General features: G+C 40.6%; 18 protein-coding genes and 2 rRNA genes. 14 read left to right on the plus strand and 6 right to left on the minus strand.

All coding sequences use genetic code 11. The features are described from left to right. Nucleotides 1-155 precede the first annotated feature (155 nt). From hflX to WH214_RS06575, 5 genes are all read left to right on the plus strand, one after another. On the plus strand, nt 156-1487 hold the full coding sequence (gene hflX, locus WH214_RS06555) for a ribosome rescue GTPase HflX (protein ID WP_339422969.1): 1332 nt from the start codon (nt 156-158) through the stop codon (nt 1485-1487). 43 nt (nt 1488-1530) lie between these two features. Continuing rightward, a complete protein-coding gene (locus WH214_RS06560) occupies nt 1531-1902 on the plus strand; it encodes a hypothetical protein (RefSeq protein ID WP_004695106.1) in 372 nt (123 codons plus the stop codon). A gap of 10 nt (nt 1903-1912) precedes the next feature. After that, nucleotides 1913-2587, plus strand: a complete 675-nt coding sequence (locus WH214_RS06565) for an LrgB family protein (RefSeq protein ID WP_004695104.1) — start codon at nt 1913-1915, stop codon at nt 2585-2587. An 87-nt stretch (nt 2588-2674) separates the two neighbouring features. Then, a complete protein-coding gene (locus WH214_RS06570; RefSeq protein ID WP_010327459.1) occupies nt 2675-3118 on the plus strand; it encodes a DUF2147 domain-containing protein in 444 nt (147 codons plus the stop codon). 280 nt (nt 3119-3398) lie between these two features. Continuing rightward, the gene (locus tag WH214_RS06575) at nt 3399-3848 is read left to right on the plus strand and encodes a DUF2147 domain-containing protein (protein WP_004695101.1); all 450 of its coding nucleotides are present in this window, start codon (nt 3399-3401) and stop codon (nt 3846-3848) included. A 43-nt stretch (nt 3849-3891) separates the two neighbouring features. Here WH214_RS06575 and WH214_RS06580 read toward each other — a convergent pair whose 3' ends face one another. Genes WH214_RS06580 through pdxA form a run of 3 tightly spaced genes read right to left on the minus strand, consistent with a single transcriptional unit; the run spans nt 3892 to nt 6555 of the window. Further along, nucleotides 3892-4740, minus strand: coding sequence for a symmetrical bis(5'-nucleosyl)-tetraphosphatase (locus WH214_RS06580; protein WP_339422220.1), 849 nt, complete (start codon nt 4738-4740; stop codon nt 3892-3894). A 1-nt stretch (nt 4741) separates the two neighbouring features. After that, nucleotides 4742-5554 (minus strand): 16S rRNA (adenine(1518)-N(6)/adenine(1519)-N(6))-dimethyltransferase RsmA, encoded by an 813-nt coding sequence (gene rsmA, locus WH214_RS06585; RefSeq protein ID WP_004695098.1) that lies wholly within the window; start codon nt 5552-5554, stop codon nt 4742-4744. A gap of 32 nt (nt 5555-5586) precedes the next feature. Then, nucleotides 5587-6555: a 4-hydroxythreonine-4-phosphate dehydrogenase PdxA gene (gene pdxA / locus WH214_RS06590; RefSeq protein ID WP_339422219.1), complete on the minus strand. Its 969-nt coding sequence runs from the start codon at nt 6553-6555 to the stop codon at nt 5587-5589. A 491-nt stretch (nt 6556-7046) separates the two neighbouring features. On the opposite strand from pdxA, the gene rplM reads away from it, so the two are divergent. Continuing rightward, nucleotides 7047-7475, plus strand: coding sequence for a 50S ribosomal protein L13 (rplM, locus tag WH214_RS06595; RefSeq protein WP_004695096.1), 429 nt, complete (start codon nt 7047-7049; stop codon nt 7473-7475). A gap of 12 nt (nt 7476-7487) precedes the next feature. Then, a complete protein-coding gene (gene rpsI / locus WH214_RS06600; protein WP_004695095.1) occupies nt 7488-7874 on the plus strand; it encodes a 30S ribosomal protein S9 in 387 nt (128 codons plus the stop codon). Between the two features lie 126 nt (nt 7875-8000). On the opposite strand, the gene WH214_RS06605 is transcribed toward rpsI, so the two are convergent. Continuing rightward, a complete protein-coding gene (locus tag WH214_RS06605) occupies nt 8001-8330 on the minus strand; it encodes a hypothetical protein (RefSeq protein WP_445206355.1) in 330 nt (109 codons plus the stop codon). A gap of 123 nt (nt 8331-8453) precedes the next feature. Between WH214_RS06605 and WH214_RS06610 the strand changes: the two genes are divergently transcribed. The 7 genes from WH214_RS06610 to WH214_RS06640 all read left to right on the plus strand — a co-directional run bounded on the left by WH214_RS06610 (nt 8454) and on the right by WH214_RS06640 (nt 13010). After that, nucleotides 8454-9107 (plus strand): glutathione S-transferase N-terminal domain-containing protein, encoded by a 654-nt coding sequence (locus WH214_RS06610; protein WP_339422217.1) that lies wholly within the window; start codon nt 8454-8456, stop codon nt 9105-9107. Between the two features lie 8 nt (nt 9108-9115). After that, nucleotides 9116-9547, plus strand: a complete 432-nt coding sequence (locus tag WH214_RS06615) for a ClpXP protease specificity-enhancing factor (RefSeq protein ID WP_005400226.1) — start codon at nt 9116-9118, stop codon at nt 9545-9547. Between the two features lie 17 nt (nt 9548-9564). Continuing rightward, nucleotides 9565-10224: a hypothetical protein gene (locus WH214_RS06620; RefSeq protein ID WP_339422216.1), complete on the plus strand. Its 660-nt coding sequence runs from the start codon at nt 9565-9567 to the stop codon at nt 10222-10224. A gap of 394 nt (nt 10225-10618) precedes the next feature. Continuing rightward, nucleotides 10619-10978 carry a roadblock/LC7 domain-containing protein gene (locus WH214_RS06625; RefSeq protein WP_339422215.1) on the plus strand — a complete coding sequence of 120 codons (360 nt, stop codon included), beginning with the start codon at nt 10619-10621 and terminating at the stop codon, nt 10976-10978. Nucleotides 10979-11060: 82 nt separating this feature from the next. After that, on the plus strand, nt 11061-12026 hold the full coding sequence (locus tag WH214_RS06630; protein WP_339993071.1) for a hypothetical protein: 966 nt from the start codon (nt 11061-11063) through the stop codon (nt 12024-12026). Nucleotides 12027-12035: 9 nt separating this feature from the next. Further along, nucleotides 12036-12584 (plus strand): GTP-binding protein, encoded by a 549-nt coding sequence (locus WH214_RS06635; protein WP_339422213.1) that lies wholly within the window; start codon nt 12036-12038, stop codon nt 12582-12584. Nucleotides 12585-12602: 18 nt separating this feature from the next. After that, entirely contained in the window at nt 12603-13010 is a 408-nt protein-coding gene (locus WH214_RS06640; protein WP_339399441.1) for a roadblock/LC7 domain-containing protein, read from the plus strand. Nucleotides 13011-13194: 184 nt separating this feature from the next. Here WH214_RS06640 and rrf read toward each other — a convergent pair. Further along, nucleotides 13195-13309, minus strand: a 5S ribosomal RNA gene (gene rrf / locus WH214_RS06645). Between the two features lie 179 nt (nt 13310-13488). Beyond that, nucleotides 13489-13694: ribosomal RNA gene (locus tag WH214_RS06650) — 23S ribosomal RNA — on the minus strand; the annotation flags it as partial.

Here is a 13694-nt window from a genome sequence, read left to right on the forward strand (position 1 = left end):
CACTGAAATTTATTATAGGGCTCAGTATTTTATACTTTGGTACCTTACTGCTTTTGGTTCACTTATTTCGCTCAATGTAAGGCAACGGCATAACTATTTCGCTCAATCTCAGCAAATTCATCTACACTAGAGTTTTCAATGTGAGATCGAATTTAGTGGAATATTTTGAGCAGAAGCAAGGTGGCGAAAAAACCATTTTAGTCAGTGTTGCCATCCATATTCTGGAAGACCTTGATGCAGAAGAATTTCGTTTGCTTGCTAAGTCGGCAGGTGCAGAAATTCTGGAGCATATTCACGCTCAAAGATTCAAACCCGATGCTAAATATTTCATTGGTTCAGGCAAAGCAGAAGAAATTGCTGCTCGTGTTGAGGAACTTGAAGCCACACTGGTGATTATTGACCATGCCCTAACCCCTAGTCAGGAACGTAATCTGAGTCGTATTATCAAGTGCCGTGTTATTGACCGTACACGCCTTATTCTAGATATCTTTGCACAACGTGCCCGTACCCATGAGGGGAAACTTCAAGTCGAATTGGCTCAATTGGATCACTTGTCTTCTCGACTGGTCGGTACAGGCATTAGCCTCGATAGCCAAAAAGGCGGGATTGGACTCCGTGGTCCAGGTGAAACGCAACTCGAAACTGACCGTCGTTTACTTCGTGTCCGTGTTGGACAACTTAAAGATAAATTAGAAAAAGTCCGTCAGACCCGTATCCAAGGGCGTGCTGCACGTCAAAAAGCTGCAATTCCAACCGTTTCTTTGGTTGGTTATACCAATGCGGGCAAATCGACCCTGTTTAACACCCTAGCCAAATCTGATGTTTATGCCGCAGATCAGCTATTTGCAACCTTAGATCCAACCTTAAGACGCTTGGAATGGGATGGTATTGGCCCGTTGGTCCTAGCCGACACGGTTGGTTTTGTGCGTAATCTTGCGCATGCTTTAGTGGAATCGTTTAAAGCGACGCTAGAGGAAACATTAGAGGCCAGCTTGCTGTTGCATGTGATTGACTCGAGCAGTCCAGGCCATATGGAACAAATTGAAGCCGTTGAAAAAGTGCTCAAAGAAATTGGCGCAGATATTCCTATCCTACGGGTGTATAACAAGATCGATCAAAGTGGTGAACAAGCCAAAATCATTTACGCTGAACCAAATGTACCTGAACGTGTCTATGTCTCAGCACATACAGGCGAAGGATTTGATCTACTACGCCAAGCGGTACAAGAGTGCTTGATGGGTCAAATTCAAAACTTTGACGTCCTACTCAAACCAGCCTATGGCAAATTGCGTAATCAACTATACGCCCTAAATGTGATTCAATCTGAAAATTATGATGATGAGGGCAACCTACACCTACAAGTGTATATTGCGCCGCATAAACTTGAACAACTGATTAAAAAAGCACATTTACCGATTGATGAAATTTTAGGTTTGAAAGCAAAACAATTTCATCGTGAACTCGAAGAATTTGAAATCAAAAACTAAATCGGTTAAAACGTGATAAGTAAAATGTTAATGACAGAACAAAATGGAATGGATAAAAACTGTTGATTGGAAAGCATGGATCGGCACGGTTGCCCTGATCATCATCTTTCGTGAAGCGGCTGTGTGGATCACGGGACGTTTTGGACATCCTGAACTGGGCAATTTAATTGGACTGATTAGTTTATTAATCGTCCTTTTGGGTTGGAGAAAATTTCATAAAATTCCAGCACGTTTGGTCGATACCAACAATAAAATCATGAAAGAAAGTGCCTTTGCTTTTCTACCTATCAGTGCAGGCTCCCTGCTGATGATGACGCATTTAGGCAGTGAAATCCCAATGTTTTTGGTGGTGCTGTTTGTCAGCACACTAATTCCACTGTGGGTTTACGCAAAAATGTCTAAGAAATGGCTTTAGGAGTGTGCACATGATTCCCATTATTTTCGGTTTTTTCCTAACCCTCGTTGCCTACTTACTGGCAAAGCCACTCAACAAAAAACTACCACAAATTCCCGTGATTGTTTTTGGCATGTGCTTTGTGATTGCCCTGCTGTTGTTGTTAAACATTCCGTATGAGCAATATATGGCACAGGTAAATCCAGTGTTTAACCATCTACTCGGTTATGTGACGGTCGCATTAGCTATTCCATTGGCTGCTATGCGCTATGACGACCTCCCCCTCAAAGCTGTGGTGGGTATCTTGGTCTTTGCCAGTATCAGTGCGGTCGGACTGCCGATGGGACTGGCTTATCTACTACATTTGTCTGACCCTACCATTATGGCATTTGCCACGCGCGCAGTCACAACGCCTATCGCAATTAACATTGCAACACTGCTGCAAGCCCCTGTGAGTCTGGCTATTTTAATCGTGATTTTATCTGGTGTGATTGGTGCTGCATTTTCGCCACTGATTCTCAAACACATTAATGATGAACGTGCATCGGGCTTAGCGCTAGGTCTTGCAGCTCATGCCATCGGTACAGCTCAAGCATGGCAACGGGGAAGTATTGCTGGACGTTACGCAGCCTTTGGAATGGCTGTCAATGCGGTATTTACAGCAATCTGGTTACCGTTGTTTATTCTATACTTGCAAAAAATGTGATATGTTCCTCACATAAACAATTGTATTGTTTAAAAAATCGACTTAAGATGAGTTTGTCGTTGATTAAATGATAAAAGGATTTTGTTCATGAGCAAATTGACACTTGCAATCGCATTCGCTACAACCGTTATGGGTAGTACAGCTTTCGCTGAAGATATTAGCGGCACTTGGAAAAATATTGATGACAAAACTGGGTCGTCAAAAGCCATCCTTGATATTCGCCAAGAATCAAATGGGACATATACCGCTAAGATCGTTAAAGTAACGCCTCGTCCGGGTTATACACCAAAAGAAACTTGTATTAATTGCCCTGCGCCGTATACCAATAAGCCTATTTTAGGCATGGATGTGATGAAAGGTTTGAAACACAGCGGTGATACCAATTACACGGGTGGAAAAATCATTGATCCCCTGTCTGGTAATATTTATAGCTGTAAAGCAAAACTCAGTTCGAATGGCAAACGCTTAACCTTGCGAGGATACGTGGGCATATCGGCTCTAGGTCGTAGTCAAACGTGGATTCGAGAATAATCTAGGTTCTTATTACTGAACAGGCTTGGTCTACGCAATCACTTGATCAATTCATTTTAGATTTTGTAGACCACCACTGAGTCACTCATACATTGCATCAAACTTAGTCTGATTGTTTCAAATTCAATGAATAAAAGAGTTTCAGCTAAGCATGTATGATTTTTCAATTTTTAAAGGCAACTGCCTAACTCATATCTAAACACAAAACAGTTTGCCTTGTGCAAACTGTTTATTTTTCTGTGTCTTGGATATCTTTTTGTGAAACTATAGAGAACCTTATATGAAAAGTAAGTTTTTTATCGCGGGATTAACATTGTCCATGCTTTGCGGGGGAGCATTTGCACAGGACTTAACAGGGACATGGCAACAAATTGATGATAAGTCAGGCTCACCAAAAGCCATTATCGAAATTCGTAAAGAATCGAATAACACTTACACTGGAAAAATTGTAAAAATTACCCCACGCCCAGGTTATACACCAAAAGAAACTTGCGTGAATTGCCCTACGCCATATACCAACAAACCAATTTTGGGTATGGACATTATTAAAGGCTTAAAGCATGTCGACGGCACCAATAACTATGAAAAAGGTCGTGTGATTGATCCGCTGTCTGGCAAACTTTATGATGCGAAAATGAAACTGAATGCCACAGGAAAGCGTCTTTCGCTACGTGCATACATCGGTGTTTCTGCTTTAGGTCGTAACCAAACTTGGTTAAGAATCGACTAAGAATAAAAAAGCCACGAACTTCGTGGCTTTTTTAATGCATGTGCTATTGAACTGGATTATCAACTGCAAATAAGGTCTCATCTTCTAGACGGTAAGCCATTAATTGATGCCCCCAAACACAACCGCCATCTACATTTTGAATCGAGTCTGAAATGGTTTTGCCTTGTAAAGCGGCCCAGTGACCAAACACAACTTTATGGGTTTGCGCTGCTTGTGAAGCAAATTCAAACCATGGTTTGAAGCCTTCAGGCATCGGGTCGCTGAGTGAGTCTTTAAAACTAAACTCCAAACGCCCAGCACTATCGGTTAAACGCATACGAGTCAAATAATTTACGATACAACGTAAACGCGCATGCCCCGTCAGTTCATCCGACCATAAGGTGGGCTCTTTGCCATACATTTCTTTTAAAAAGGCATCGACAACATCAAAATCATCTGCTGCAATGACCGCCTCAACTTCTGCGGCTAAAGCAGCAGTTTGTTCTGCTGTCCAATTGGTTGGAATGCCTGCATGCGTCAGAACCGTGGTTGCATTTGGAAATACACACAAGGGTTGTTTACGTAGCCAATCAATCAAATCATCACTATCAATCGCATCAATCACATCACGAATGTTATCTTTGTCTTTAATTGCTTTAATGCCACGTGCAGCCGCCAGCAAAGTTAAATCATGATTGCCTAAAACTGCTGCAGCCGCATTACGCTCTACTAATTTTTTAATAAAGCGTAAAGCACCCAATGAGTTTTCACCACGGGCAACCAAATCCCCTGCAAACCAAATAAAATCTTGGTCAGGATCAAACTGAATGGTCTTTAGCAAGGCTTTTAGTGCTTCAAAACAACCCTGCACATCACCAATGACATAATTGTATCGAATCTCTGCACCTGCCACCTTAAGCCACCATTTGATCTGCTAATGCCACAAATTGAGCCAGTGTTAAAGTCTCTGGACGTGCCATCGGATCAACACCCGCTTGTTCAAAACCATCTTCAACCAACATGCCTTTTAAGCTATTACGCAAAGTTTTACGACGCTGAGTAAAGACGTGCGAGACCAAACGTGCCAAGGCTTTTTCATTTTTTGCCACAATAGGCTTAACCGCATATGGCTCTAAACGGAACACCGCAGAAGTCACTTTGGGTGGCGGGTTAAATGAACCCGGTGGTACTTCAAACAAGAACGTAGGTTTACAGAAATACTGAATCATCACCGACAAACGACCATACTCTTTGCTATTTGGAGAAGCCGTAATACGGTCAACCACTTCTTTTTGTAGCATAAAGTGCATGTCTTTAACTTTGTCACCAAACTCCAAGAGGTGAAACAAAAGTGGCGTCGAAATGTTATACGGCAAATTACCCACAACCCGTAAAGGACGACCATCTTCAAATAAATTAGTGAAGTCGTACTTCAGTGCATCAGTTTCAATAATGGTTAAACGTTCAGGATGTGGCACACGCCCTGGCAAACCTGCCGCCAAATCACGGTCTAATTCGACAACCGTAAGTGCGTCACACTCACCAATCAACGGAGAGGTTAAGGCTGCCAAACCTGGGCCAATTTCCACAATGTTATCACCTGAACGGGGTGCAACTGAACGTACAATCTTGGCAATCACACGTTGGTCATGTAAGAAGTTTTGTCCAAAACGCTTCCGCGTATGGTGCCCTTCATCTTTAGGGTTTAAGGCATTAATTTGATACATAAAATTTTCCAACGTGAGTTAATCACTGAACATTAGTGACGAGCTAATTCTAACGCTAAATCAACAGCGACCTGTAAGCTTGAGCTTTTCGCAAGACCTGTGCCTGCGAGGGAGAGAGCTGTGCCATGATCGACTGAGGTACGAATAAACGGTAAGCCCAAAGTAATATTAATGGCTTCACCAAACCCTTGCGATTTTAACACAGGTAAGCCCTGATCGTGATACATCGCCAAAACAGCATCGGCATCTTTTAAGTTTTCTGGGGTGAATAAGGTATCGGCAGGTAGGCTCAGGCTCATATTTATGCCTTGAGCACGGTAGCTTTCCAGCACGGGGTTAATCACCTCAATTTCTTCCATGCCCAAATAGCCATCTTCCCCTGCATGTGGGTTTAAGCCACATACTAAAATATGGGGATGCTCTTTTTTAAATTTGCTTTTTAAGTCCTGAATTAAAATATCAATAACTTGATGCAGCCGTTCTTTGGTAATCGCATCGGGTACAGCTCTCAAAGGTAAATGTGTAGTAGCCAGCGCAACACGCAACGTCTTGGTTGCGAGCATCATCACCACACGTTCAACTCCAGCAAACTCTTGGTAGTATTCGGTATGTCCACTAAAGTGAATCCCAGCATCATTGATGACTGACTTTTGTACAGGTGCAGTTGCAACACCTACGCTTTTACCGGACATGGCATAATCGGCCGAACGTCGTAGCTGCTCTAAGACATAAGGCGCATTTTCAGGATTGAGCTCACCCATTACAACAGCTTCGCTTAAAGGCACATGCTCAACATAAAGTTGCCCCTGAGTTGATGATGCTTCTTGCCCTGAATATTCAATCAGTTCAATGTTCAATCCCAAACATACTGCACGTGTACGTAGCAAGTTCATATCACCAAGGACCACGATCGGACGCTCATCTATACGAGTAGCAAGGCTTAAACAAATATCTGGACCAATCCCAGCAGGTTCACCACTGGTGACATATAAAGGCAGCATGATCAACTCAAATAAAATGCGTTTTGACTATTATACAACGTCTCACCCAGTATCTCCGCATTCACCGCACTCAACTTGAACCTATTCTTTTATATTTAAATCCTCACTTATCCTGTTTTCACATTCCATCGACTTTCAAAGATAAAATAAAGCCTCAAACATATAAAACATGAGCAAAGAAATTGCGAGTCGTAACTCCTGTACTATCCGTTATTTTAAAATGGTTCTATGGTGATGATCCCGCATTTCATTCAGTGAAGTCATAAAGTTCAATATCGCTGTTTCCTCATTTTTTAAAGTTTGAACTCTTTTGTCGTTTTTTAAAAAGAATAAACTTTGATCTCTTCCTTTATGTAGGGAAATACCTTAAAATAAGGCTCTTGAAATTTTATATTTTCATTTGTGATTCTGAGCAACTTCGTTTAGAATCGCGTCTCCTTTTGTTTGGACAGATTCCATAGTCCAAACCAACTATAATAGGTAGTGGTTTAATGAAAACTCTCAGCGCTAAGCCTGCTGAAGTTCAACACGACTGGTACGTTGTTGATGCTTCTGGCAAAACTTTAGGTCGCCTTGCGACTGAAATCGCTCGTCGTCTACGTGGTAAGCACAAGACTTCTTATACTCCTCACGTTGACACTGGCGATTATATCGTTGTAATCAATGCTGAAGAAATTCAAGTGACTGGTAAAAAAGCACTTGATAAAAAATACTATCGCCACACTGGCTTCCCTGGTGGTATCCGTGAGACTAACTTTGAAAAGTTAATCGCTCACAAACCTGAAGCAGTTTTAGAAAAAGCTGTTAAAGGTATGTTACCAAAAGGTCCTCTTGGTTATGCAATGATCAAGAAAATGAAAGTGTATGCAGGTACAGAGCATCCACACGCTGCTCAACAGCCACAAGTTTTGGACATCTAAGGGATACAGCACATGGCTACTAATTATGGTACAGGTCGCCGTAAGACCGCAACTGCACGTGTTTTCTTGTCAGCTGGTACAGGCAAGCTCGTAATTAACAACCGTACTCTTGAGCAATACTTCGGTCGTGAAACTGCTCGTATGGTTGTTCGTCAACCTTTAGAGCTTCTTGAAGTTACTGAAAAGTATGACCTTTACATCACTGTTGCTGGTGGTGGTATCGGTGGTCAAGCTGGCGCTATCCGTCACGGTATTACTCGTGCATTGATCGCTTCTGACGAAACACTTAAACCTGCTCTTCGTCAAGCTGGTTTCGTTACTCGTGATGCTCGTGAAGTTGAACGTAAGAAACTTGGTTTACGTAAAGCTCGTAAACGTCCTCAATTCTCTAAACGTTAATTCGTTTACCAAATTGGACAAAAAAGCCTTGGTTTATCCAAGGCTTTTTTTATGCGTCATTTTTAAGTTTTAAGTCTATGTTTCCTGCTTTATTCGTACTACATGCCTCTAGTTGTATATTCCAGCTTATTTTGAAAATTGATGATCGTTGGGAAGTGGTGCATTACACGGCTCGTCGCTTTTCTCATCAACCATTTTAACAGGCCCATCATTATAAACAGTGACTTTACAGCCTTTTACTGTATATTCTTGCTGAATGCCGCCATACATCTCATCCTCAGATACAGAAGTAGTGACATCACAGGCTTCATCGGCAATACAAGCTGCATATTCAGCAGTCTGCTGCGCTACATCTACGTGTTCGGCTGCATCTCGAATTTGAGCATAACTACTTGAGATAGAAGTCATTAATATAATAACTGCGATCGATTGGGTGATTCTAAGCCTAAGCTGCATGGTTCTATCCTTATTTTTGATTTATTCCAAGTTGTTCGATTGTATAAGCATATTAAAGTTAAGATGATTTTATTGGCTATTTTTAGTATTCTAACCGATTCACTTCACCTAGTTTCTTGAAATATGTCTGTCGAAACTACTCCGCTTCAAGGAATTACGCTGTATAGCCATGCAGATGATTTTCGCTCCCATTGGATTCGTTATGTACTTGCAGAGAAGCAAATCAAATACCATTTGGTTTTAAGTGATGCAGATGATGAAGATCTCGCCAGCTTAAACCCTTATAACCAGCTGCCGATGTTGATTGAAAATGATTTAAAACTATTTAATGCCAATATCATCTCTGAGTATTTAGACGATCGTTATCGTCAAAACAAGCTCTATGCCGACGCACCTATGCCTCGTGCGGAACAGCGTCAGTATATTTGGCGCTTTGAACAAGATTGGTTAAGGCTTGCTGATATGATGCTGCGCCATCCAGATACACTCGATGAACAAGCAAAACTGAAAGCACAAAAAAAACTGAAAGACACACTCATTTCCCTAACACCATTGTTCCAGCATTTCCCCTATTTCATGTCGGAAAGCTTTAGTATTTTAGATTGCATGCTTGCGCCTATCTTTCTACGCTTAAACAGCATGGGCGTGCATTTACCAAAACAGCAATGCCGCCCAATCTATTTATATTGTCAACGTATTTTTAGTCGTCCTGCATTTTTAAAGTCTTTAACTTTGCAGGAGAAAAACCATTATCAATCTGAATTTAAACAGCCGTAGAGAACATTATGTCTGATCAAGAATTAAACCTTACGCCGACTCGTCCATATTTAGCTCGCGCCATTTATGAATGGATTTGTGATAACCAACTGACACCGCATTTATTGGTCGATGCAACCCAACCCAATACCCTCGTTCCTGAACAGTTTATTCAAGATGGACAGATTGTCTTAAACATCGTCCCTCATGCCGTACATGCGCTACATATGAGCAACGATGCGATTACCTTCTCTGCACGTTTTGGTGGGGTATCTCGTGATATTTATGTCCCACTTAATGCTGTGATAGGCATTTATGCCCGTGAGAATGGACAAGGCTTGTTCTTCGATCCAAGTGAGTATGACAATCATACCCAAAGTGAGCAAAATGCTTTAAAATCAGACAATGAAGAAAAAACTGAACCCGCTAAGAAAAAACCAAGTTTAAGGTTATTAGATTAATAAAATGGAGTAATTATATGGCTTTTGATTTAGTACAATATTTTGCAGAGCAGATTAAAATTCAAAAGCCTGAGCTTCTGAGTCAATATTCAGATGAGGAGCGACTTCAATATCTTTCTGAGGCCAACACTCTCTCGCTTGGAAAACTCATCACTTTGATGCGTCAAGATGGCACCAAGCTCTATCAAGAGATTCAAACTCAAGATCATCTCTATATTCAAGAACTTGCAAGGCATCTCACCACGTCTCCGCAAAATGAATCACAGTTAGCAAAGGCAGACGTAGAGCACAGCCTAACTACCATGTTGAGTCTGCAGTTTGCTGAACTCAAACAACTTGATGTCACAGGGAACTTTGGCGAACATGGAATTCGTGAGCTGCTTGTCGGTCAAATTGAGCACCTCTCAGGTCTAGCGGATGACTGGGTTTGGACAACAAGTGAGCTAACAGAACTGATTGGCTCTAAACCAAAGCCTGAAGAAGAGCTATCATTAGAAGAGACGATGAAGGAGTTTAATCAAATGGTAAATCAACACGCAACAGACCACTCAGATCAGCTACACACACAGGTAGCAGAGCAAAATCCAACGCCAACATGGGCAAAACTGATTGAGCCTGCTGTGGCTATCGTGATTTTATGGGGACTTTATTGCGCAGCAAGTCAAATGTTTCTCTAATCTCCAAGGGATGCACTCATTTTGCGCATCCCTTTATTTTTTAATGAAAAATAATTATATATTTCATCTTTAAAAATCAAAAAAATCGATTTCTTTTTGCTTTTATTTGTCCAAATGGTAAAAGTTACATTTTGTTACAATAGCAAATAAATTAAACACTTTTCCAAATAACAATAAACTTTCTCACACTCCTTTTTAAAATACGCAAACTTAATCACAGAATCTGTAGCAAAAACTGACTAAAAGCCTCGGGTTTAATCGTACATTTATTCATCTTTTTTTTGTTACATTTATTTATATTGATAATTTTTTCACGCCGTCCATATAATTAAATCGACTTGTGAAACAACAAGTTAAAAGGATTTCAAAACTCATAAAATTAAAGAGAAAAACTATGGCTAAAGTGTCATTGGAAGCATTAGCAAATATCGATGGATTCTATGCAGCAGCATTGGTCGATGGGGAAAGTGGTTTGGCCCTAGCAACTCAAGGCGGTGGAAACATCGATTTAGAACTCGCGGCTGCAGGTAATACTGAAGTCGTTCGCTCAAAACGACGTGTTGCACAAGCATTGAACTTGAATGATACCATCGAAGATATTTTAATTACGCTGGGTAAGCAGTATCACCTTATTCGTCCTTTAGAAGGCAATGACAAAATTTTCTTATATCTTGTCCTTGAACGCTCTAAAGCAAATCTTGCCATGGCTCGCCATGAACTCAAAGGATATGAAAAAGGCCTAGATTTTTCTTAATTTGAATTGCCCCTTTCTCATCCTTTTGGGAAAGGGGTTGTATGCGTTGTCCTCTTCAACCTAATTAAATTAAAGAAACACTATGAATAAGCAATATATTAATATTGCGATTACCGGCCTGAGTTCAAACCATTCTGACGAACTTAAAACACAGCTACGTAATCTCATTCCTCAAGAGTATCAAATTAACTGGAGCTCCGCTGCTGACCCAACTATTGATTGTTTATTTATCCATGAAAGTTTTTATGAAACCGAAGGCATCCAAAAGATCATTCGAAGTCGTCAGTTCCCATGGCTAAAAATTTCTAAGCAACCCCATAACCAAAACCGACTCCACGAAAACATACTTTCTTTACCAATTACAGATCTTGAAAGCTTCTCGAATTGGATTATTCAACATCTACTACATCCCTCTTTTGAGAATCAACAAATCATTCCTATCGAAACTCAGAATAAAAAAACACCCTATAAATTAGAATATTTCAGCAAAATGCTGGATACCGAACGCAACTCAAAGCTACATCTTTTTGATACTTTGGGCACCATTGCCATTATTGATATTCAGAAAAATATCGCTTGGCTCAATACAGAACGAGAACAAGCCTTTACAGATTCTGGTTTTGATTATGACATTGCCAGCACCAGTAACTTCATGAAAGTCTCACGTAAGCAACCCCATATACTTAGCGACTGGCTATGGCAGTTTTTTTGGGATTCACCCATATTTTTGAAAGAAATTGCACCTGAAGATGGGCATTTTAAGATCCATATGTGGCCTAAGCCAGCAAGCAATGTGGACAGGAAAACCATTTTTCAACTTTCCAGCTGCTTTATTCAAGGTGGTAAAGTTTCAAAAATTGCAACGCAGTTGAACCTCCCCATTGAAACTGTGCAGCGCTTTATTGCAGCCAATATCGCGACCCATAATCTCTCAAAAATCAATATTTGGGATAAGCACTTCAACCCACCAGAAATGCCTCAAGCTACTGAAGAAGCAGGATTAATTAAAAGCTTTTTTGGAAAACTAAGAAAAAAACTAGGCATATAGGATAATAATATGATTTTACAACGCTTTAAAATTGTTTTTGCTGGTGGTATGGGCGCGGGTAAAACGGAGGCGATTCGATCACTCTCAGAGATTCCCGTACTGCAAACGGAGGCTTTCAATACAGACGCACAGCGCCATACTAAACTAGAAACCACCGTTGGTATTGATTATGGTGAAATCACGCTTGATGAAAACCTGACCATTGGGCTATATGGTACACCTGGGCAAAGCCGCTTCGACTTTATTTGGTCTGCCATTACTAAAGGTGCTATTGGTGCTGTGATTTTGATTGACCATCATTCAGACAACCCTATTCAAGAATTAGAAAGCTATCTGGAAACCTTTCAAAACTTTACCGACAATATTGCGATCGGTATTACACATACCGATCTTCCTTCTGAGTCAACCAAATCAACCACTATCTATAAAGACTGGTTATTACAAAATGACCTCTTTTCTCCCCTCTTCTTTATCGATGCAAGGAAGAAAGATGACGTTTTGTTATTATTAGAAGCGCTCATTACCTCCATTGAGATCAATTCAAATATTGCCAATTAACCCTTAACGAGGTTCTATATGTTTACTTTAGCGCAAAGCCGCACAGCACCAAAAGAGTTAATTGATTTTGCAAAGAGTGAGATTCAAGATGTTCTCATGAATGTCCGCAGTGTCAATTATGTCATGCTGTGTAGCACAGATGGCTTCGAGTTAGCCCATGTTTATAAGAGAGATGGTTATAACAGTACTAAACTTGCAGCAGTTAGCAGCTCGATTTTAGCTATGGTTGCAGCCTTTATGAATGAAATTCATCTCGAAGGTTGCCAATCCATTACTTTGGATGCAGACAATGGTAAAGCCATTTTAACCTCGATACCCTCTTCAAATCATCCAATGATTATCGTAACCTTGACTGAAAAAGATGTACTCTTAGGACAGCTACTCTATACCCTAAAAAATGCCAGCAGTCGAATCATGCAATACTGATCCATCTGATAAAAATATAAACAAATTTAGTTTTTAAAAGCAACTAAACCTATTAAATTTTAGAGGCTATTTTTTAGCCAATCTTCTTTCCCACTTAATATTTCTCTTTTTCTTTATTATTTAATATTTTCAGCATAAAAAAAATCCCCCTCAGCGATTAGCGGAGGGGGATTTTGAATTAATGAGCTGGCGATGACTTACTCTCACATGGATAACTCCACACTACCATCAGCGCTAAGAGGTTTCACTTCTGAGTTCGGGAAGGGATCAGGTGGTTCACTCTTGCTATTGTCGCCAGCACAACTGTTTATGACTATTCGTTGGGTCTTATTTACACATTGTGTATGCCTAACTTTCATCAAATGAGTTATTAACAGAACATCTGAGTTAATTTAATTTGCACATTGTACTTAGCTTTATAACTAAATCAAGTTGTTTGCAGTGATTTGAACCACAACACCAACTGTTTGGGTGTTGTATAGTCAAGCCTCACGAGCAATTAGTATTGGTCAGCTTCACATATCACTATGCTTCCACATCCAACCTATCAACGTCGTAGTCTTCAACGGCTCTTTAGAGGACATATAGTCCTAGGGAAATCTTATCTTGAGGTAGGCTTCCCGCTTAGATGCTTTCAGCGGTTATCCCTTCCGAACATAGCTACCCGGCGATGCGACTGGCGTC

The sequence above is a fragment of the Acinetobacter sp. MYb191 genome, from assembly GCF_037572605.1.
GTDB lineage: Bacteria > Pseudomonadota > Gammaproteobacteria > Pseudomonadales > Moraxellaceae > Acinetobacter > Acinetobacter johnsonii.

Bases quoted from the DNA above. Each gene is read 5' to 3' on its own strand.
- WH214_RS06560 (WP_004695106.1), top strand. From the start codon at position 1,531: ATGGAATGGATAAAAACTGTTGATTGGAAAGCATGGATCGGCACGGTT.
- WH214_RS06565 (WP_004695104.1), top strand. From the start codon at position 1,913: ATGATTCCCATTATTTTCGGTTTTTTCCTAACCCTCGTTGCCTACTTA.
- WH214_RS06570 (WP_010327459.1), top strand. From the start codon at position 2,675: ATGAGCAAATTGACACTTGCAATCGCATTCGCTACAACCGTTATGGGT.
- WH214_RS06575 (WP_004695101.1), top strand. From the start codon at position 3,399: ATGAAAAGTAAGTTTTTTATCGCGGGATTAACATTGTCCATGCTTTGC.
- rsmA (WP_004695098.1), bottom strand. From the start codon at position 5,554: ATGTATCAAATTAATGCCTTAAACCCTAAAGATGAAGGGCACCATACG.
- pdxA (WP_339422219.1), bottom strand. From the start codon at position 6,555: ATGCTGCCTTTATATGTCACCAGTGGTGAACCTGCTGGGATTGGTCCA.
- rplM (WP_004695096.1), top strand. From the start codon at position 7,047: ATGAAAACTCTCAGCGCTAAGCCTGCTGAAGTTCAACACGACTGGTAC.
- rpsI (WP_004695095.1), top strand. From the start codon at position 7,488: ATGGCTACTAATTATGGTACAGGTCGCCGTAAGACCGCAACTGCACGT.
- WH214_RS06605 (WP_445206355.1), bottom strand. From the start codon at position 8,330: ATGCAGCTTAGGCTTAGAATCACCCAATCGATCGCAGTTATTATATTA.
- WH214_RS06610 (WP_339422217.1), top strand. From the start codon at position 8,454: ATGTCTGTCGAAACTACTCCGCTTCAAGGAATTACGCTGTATAGCCAT.
- WH214_RS06615 (WP_005400226.1), top strand. From the start codon at position 9,116: ATGTCTGATCAAGAATTAAACCTTACGCCGACTCGTCCATATTTAGCT.
- WH214_RS06620 (WP_339422216.1), top strand. From the start codon at position 9,565: ATGGCTTTTGATTTAGTACAATATTTTGCAGAGCAGATTAAAATTCAA.
- WH214_RS06625 (WP_339422215.1), top strand. From the start codon at position 10,619: ATGGCTAAAGTGTCATTGGAAGCATTAGCAAATATCGATGGATTCTAT.
- WH214_RS06630 (WP_339993071.1), top strand. From the start codon at position 11,061: ATGAATAAGCAATATATTAATATTGCGATTACCGGCCTGAGTTCAAAC.
- WH214_RS06635 (WP_339422213.1), top strand. From the start codon at position 12,036: ATGATTTTACAACGCTTTAAAATTGTTTTTGCTGGTGGTATGGGCGCG.
- WH214_RS06640 (WP_339399441.1), top strand. From the start codon at position 12,603: ATGTTTACTTTAGCGCAAAGCCGCACAGCACCAAAAGAGTTAATTGAT.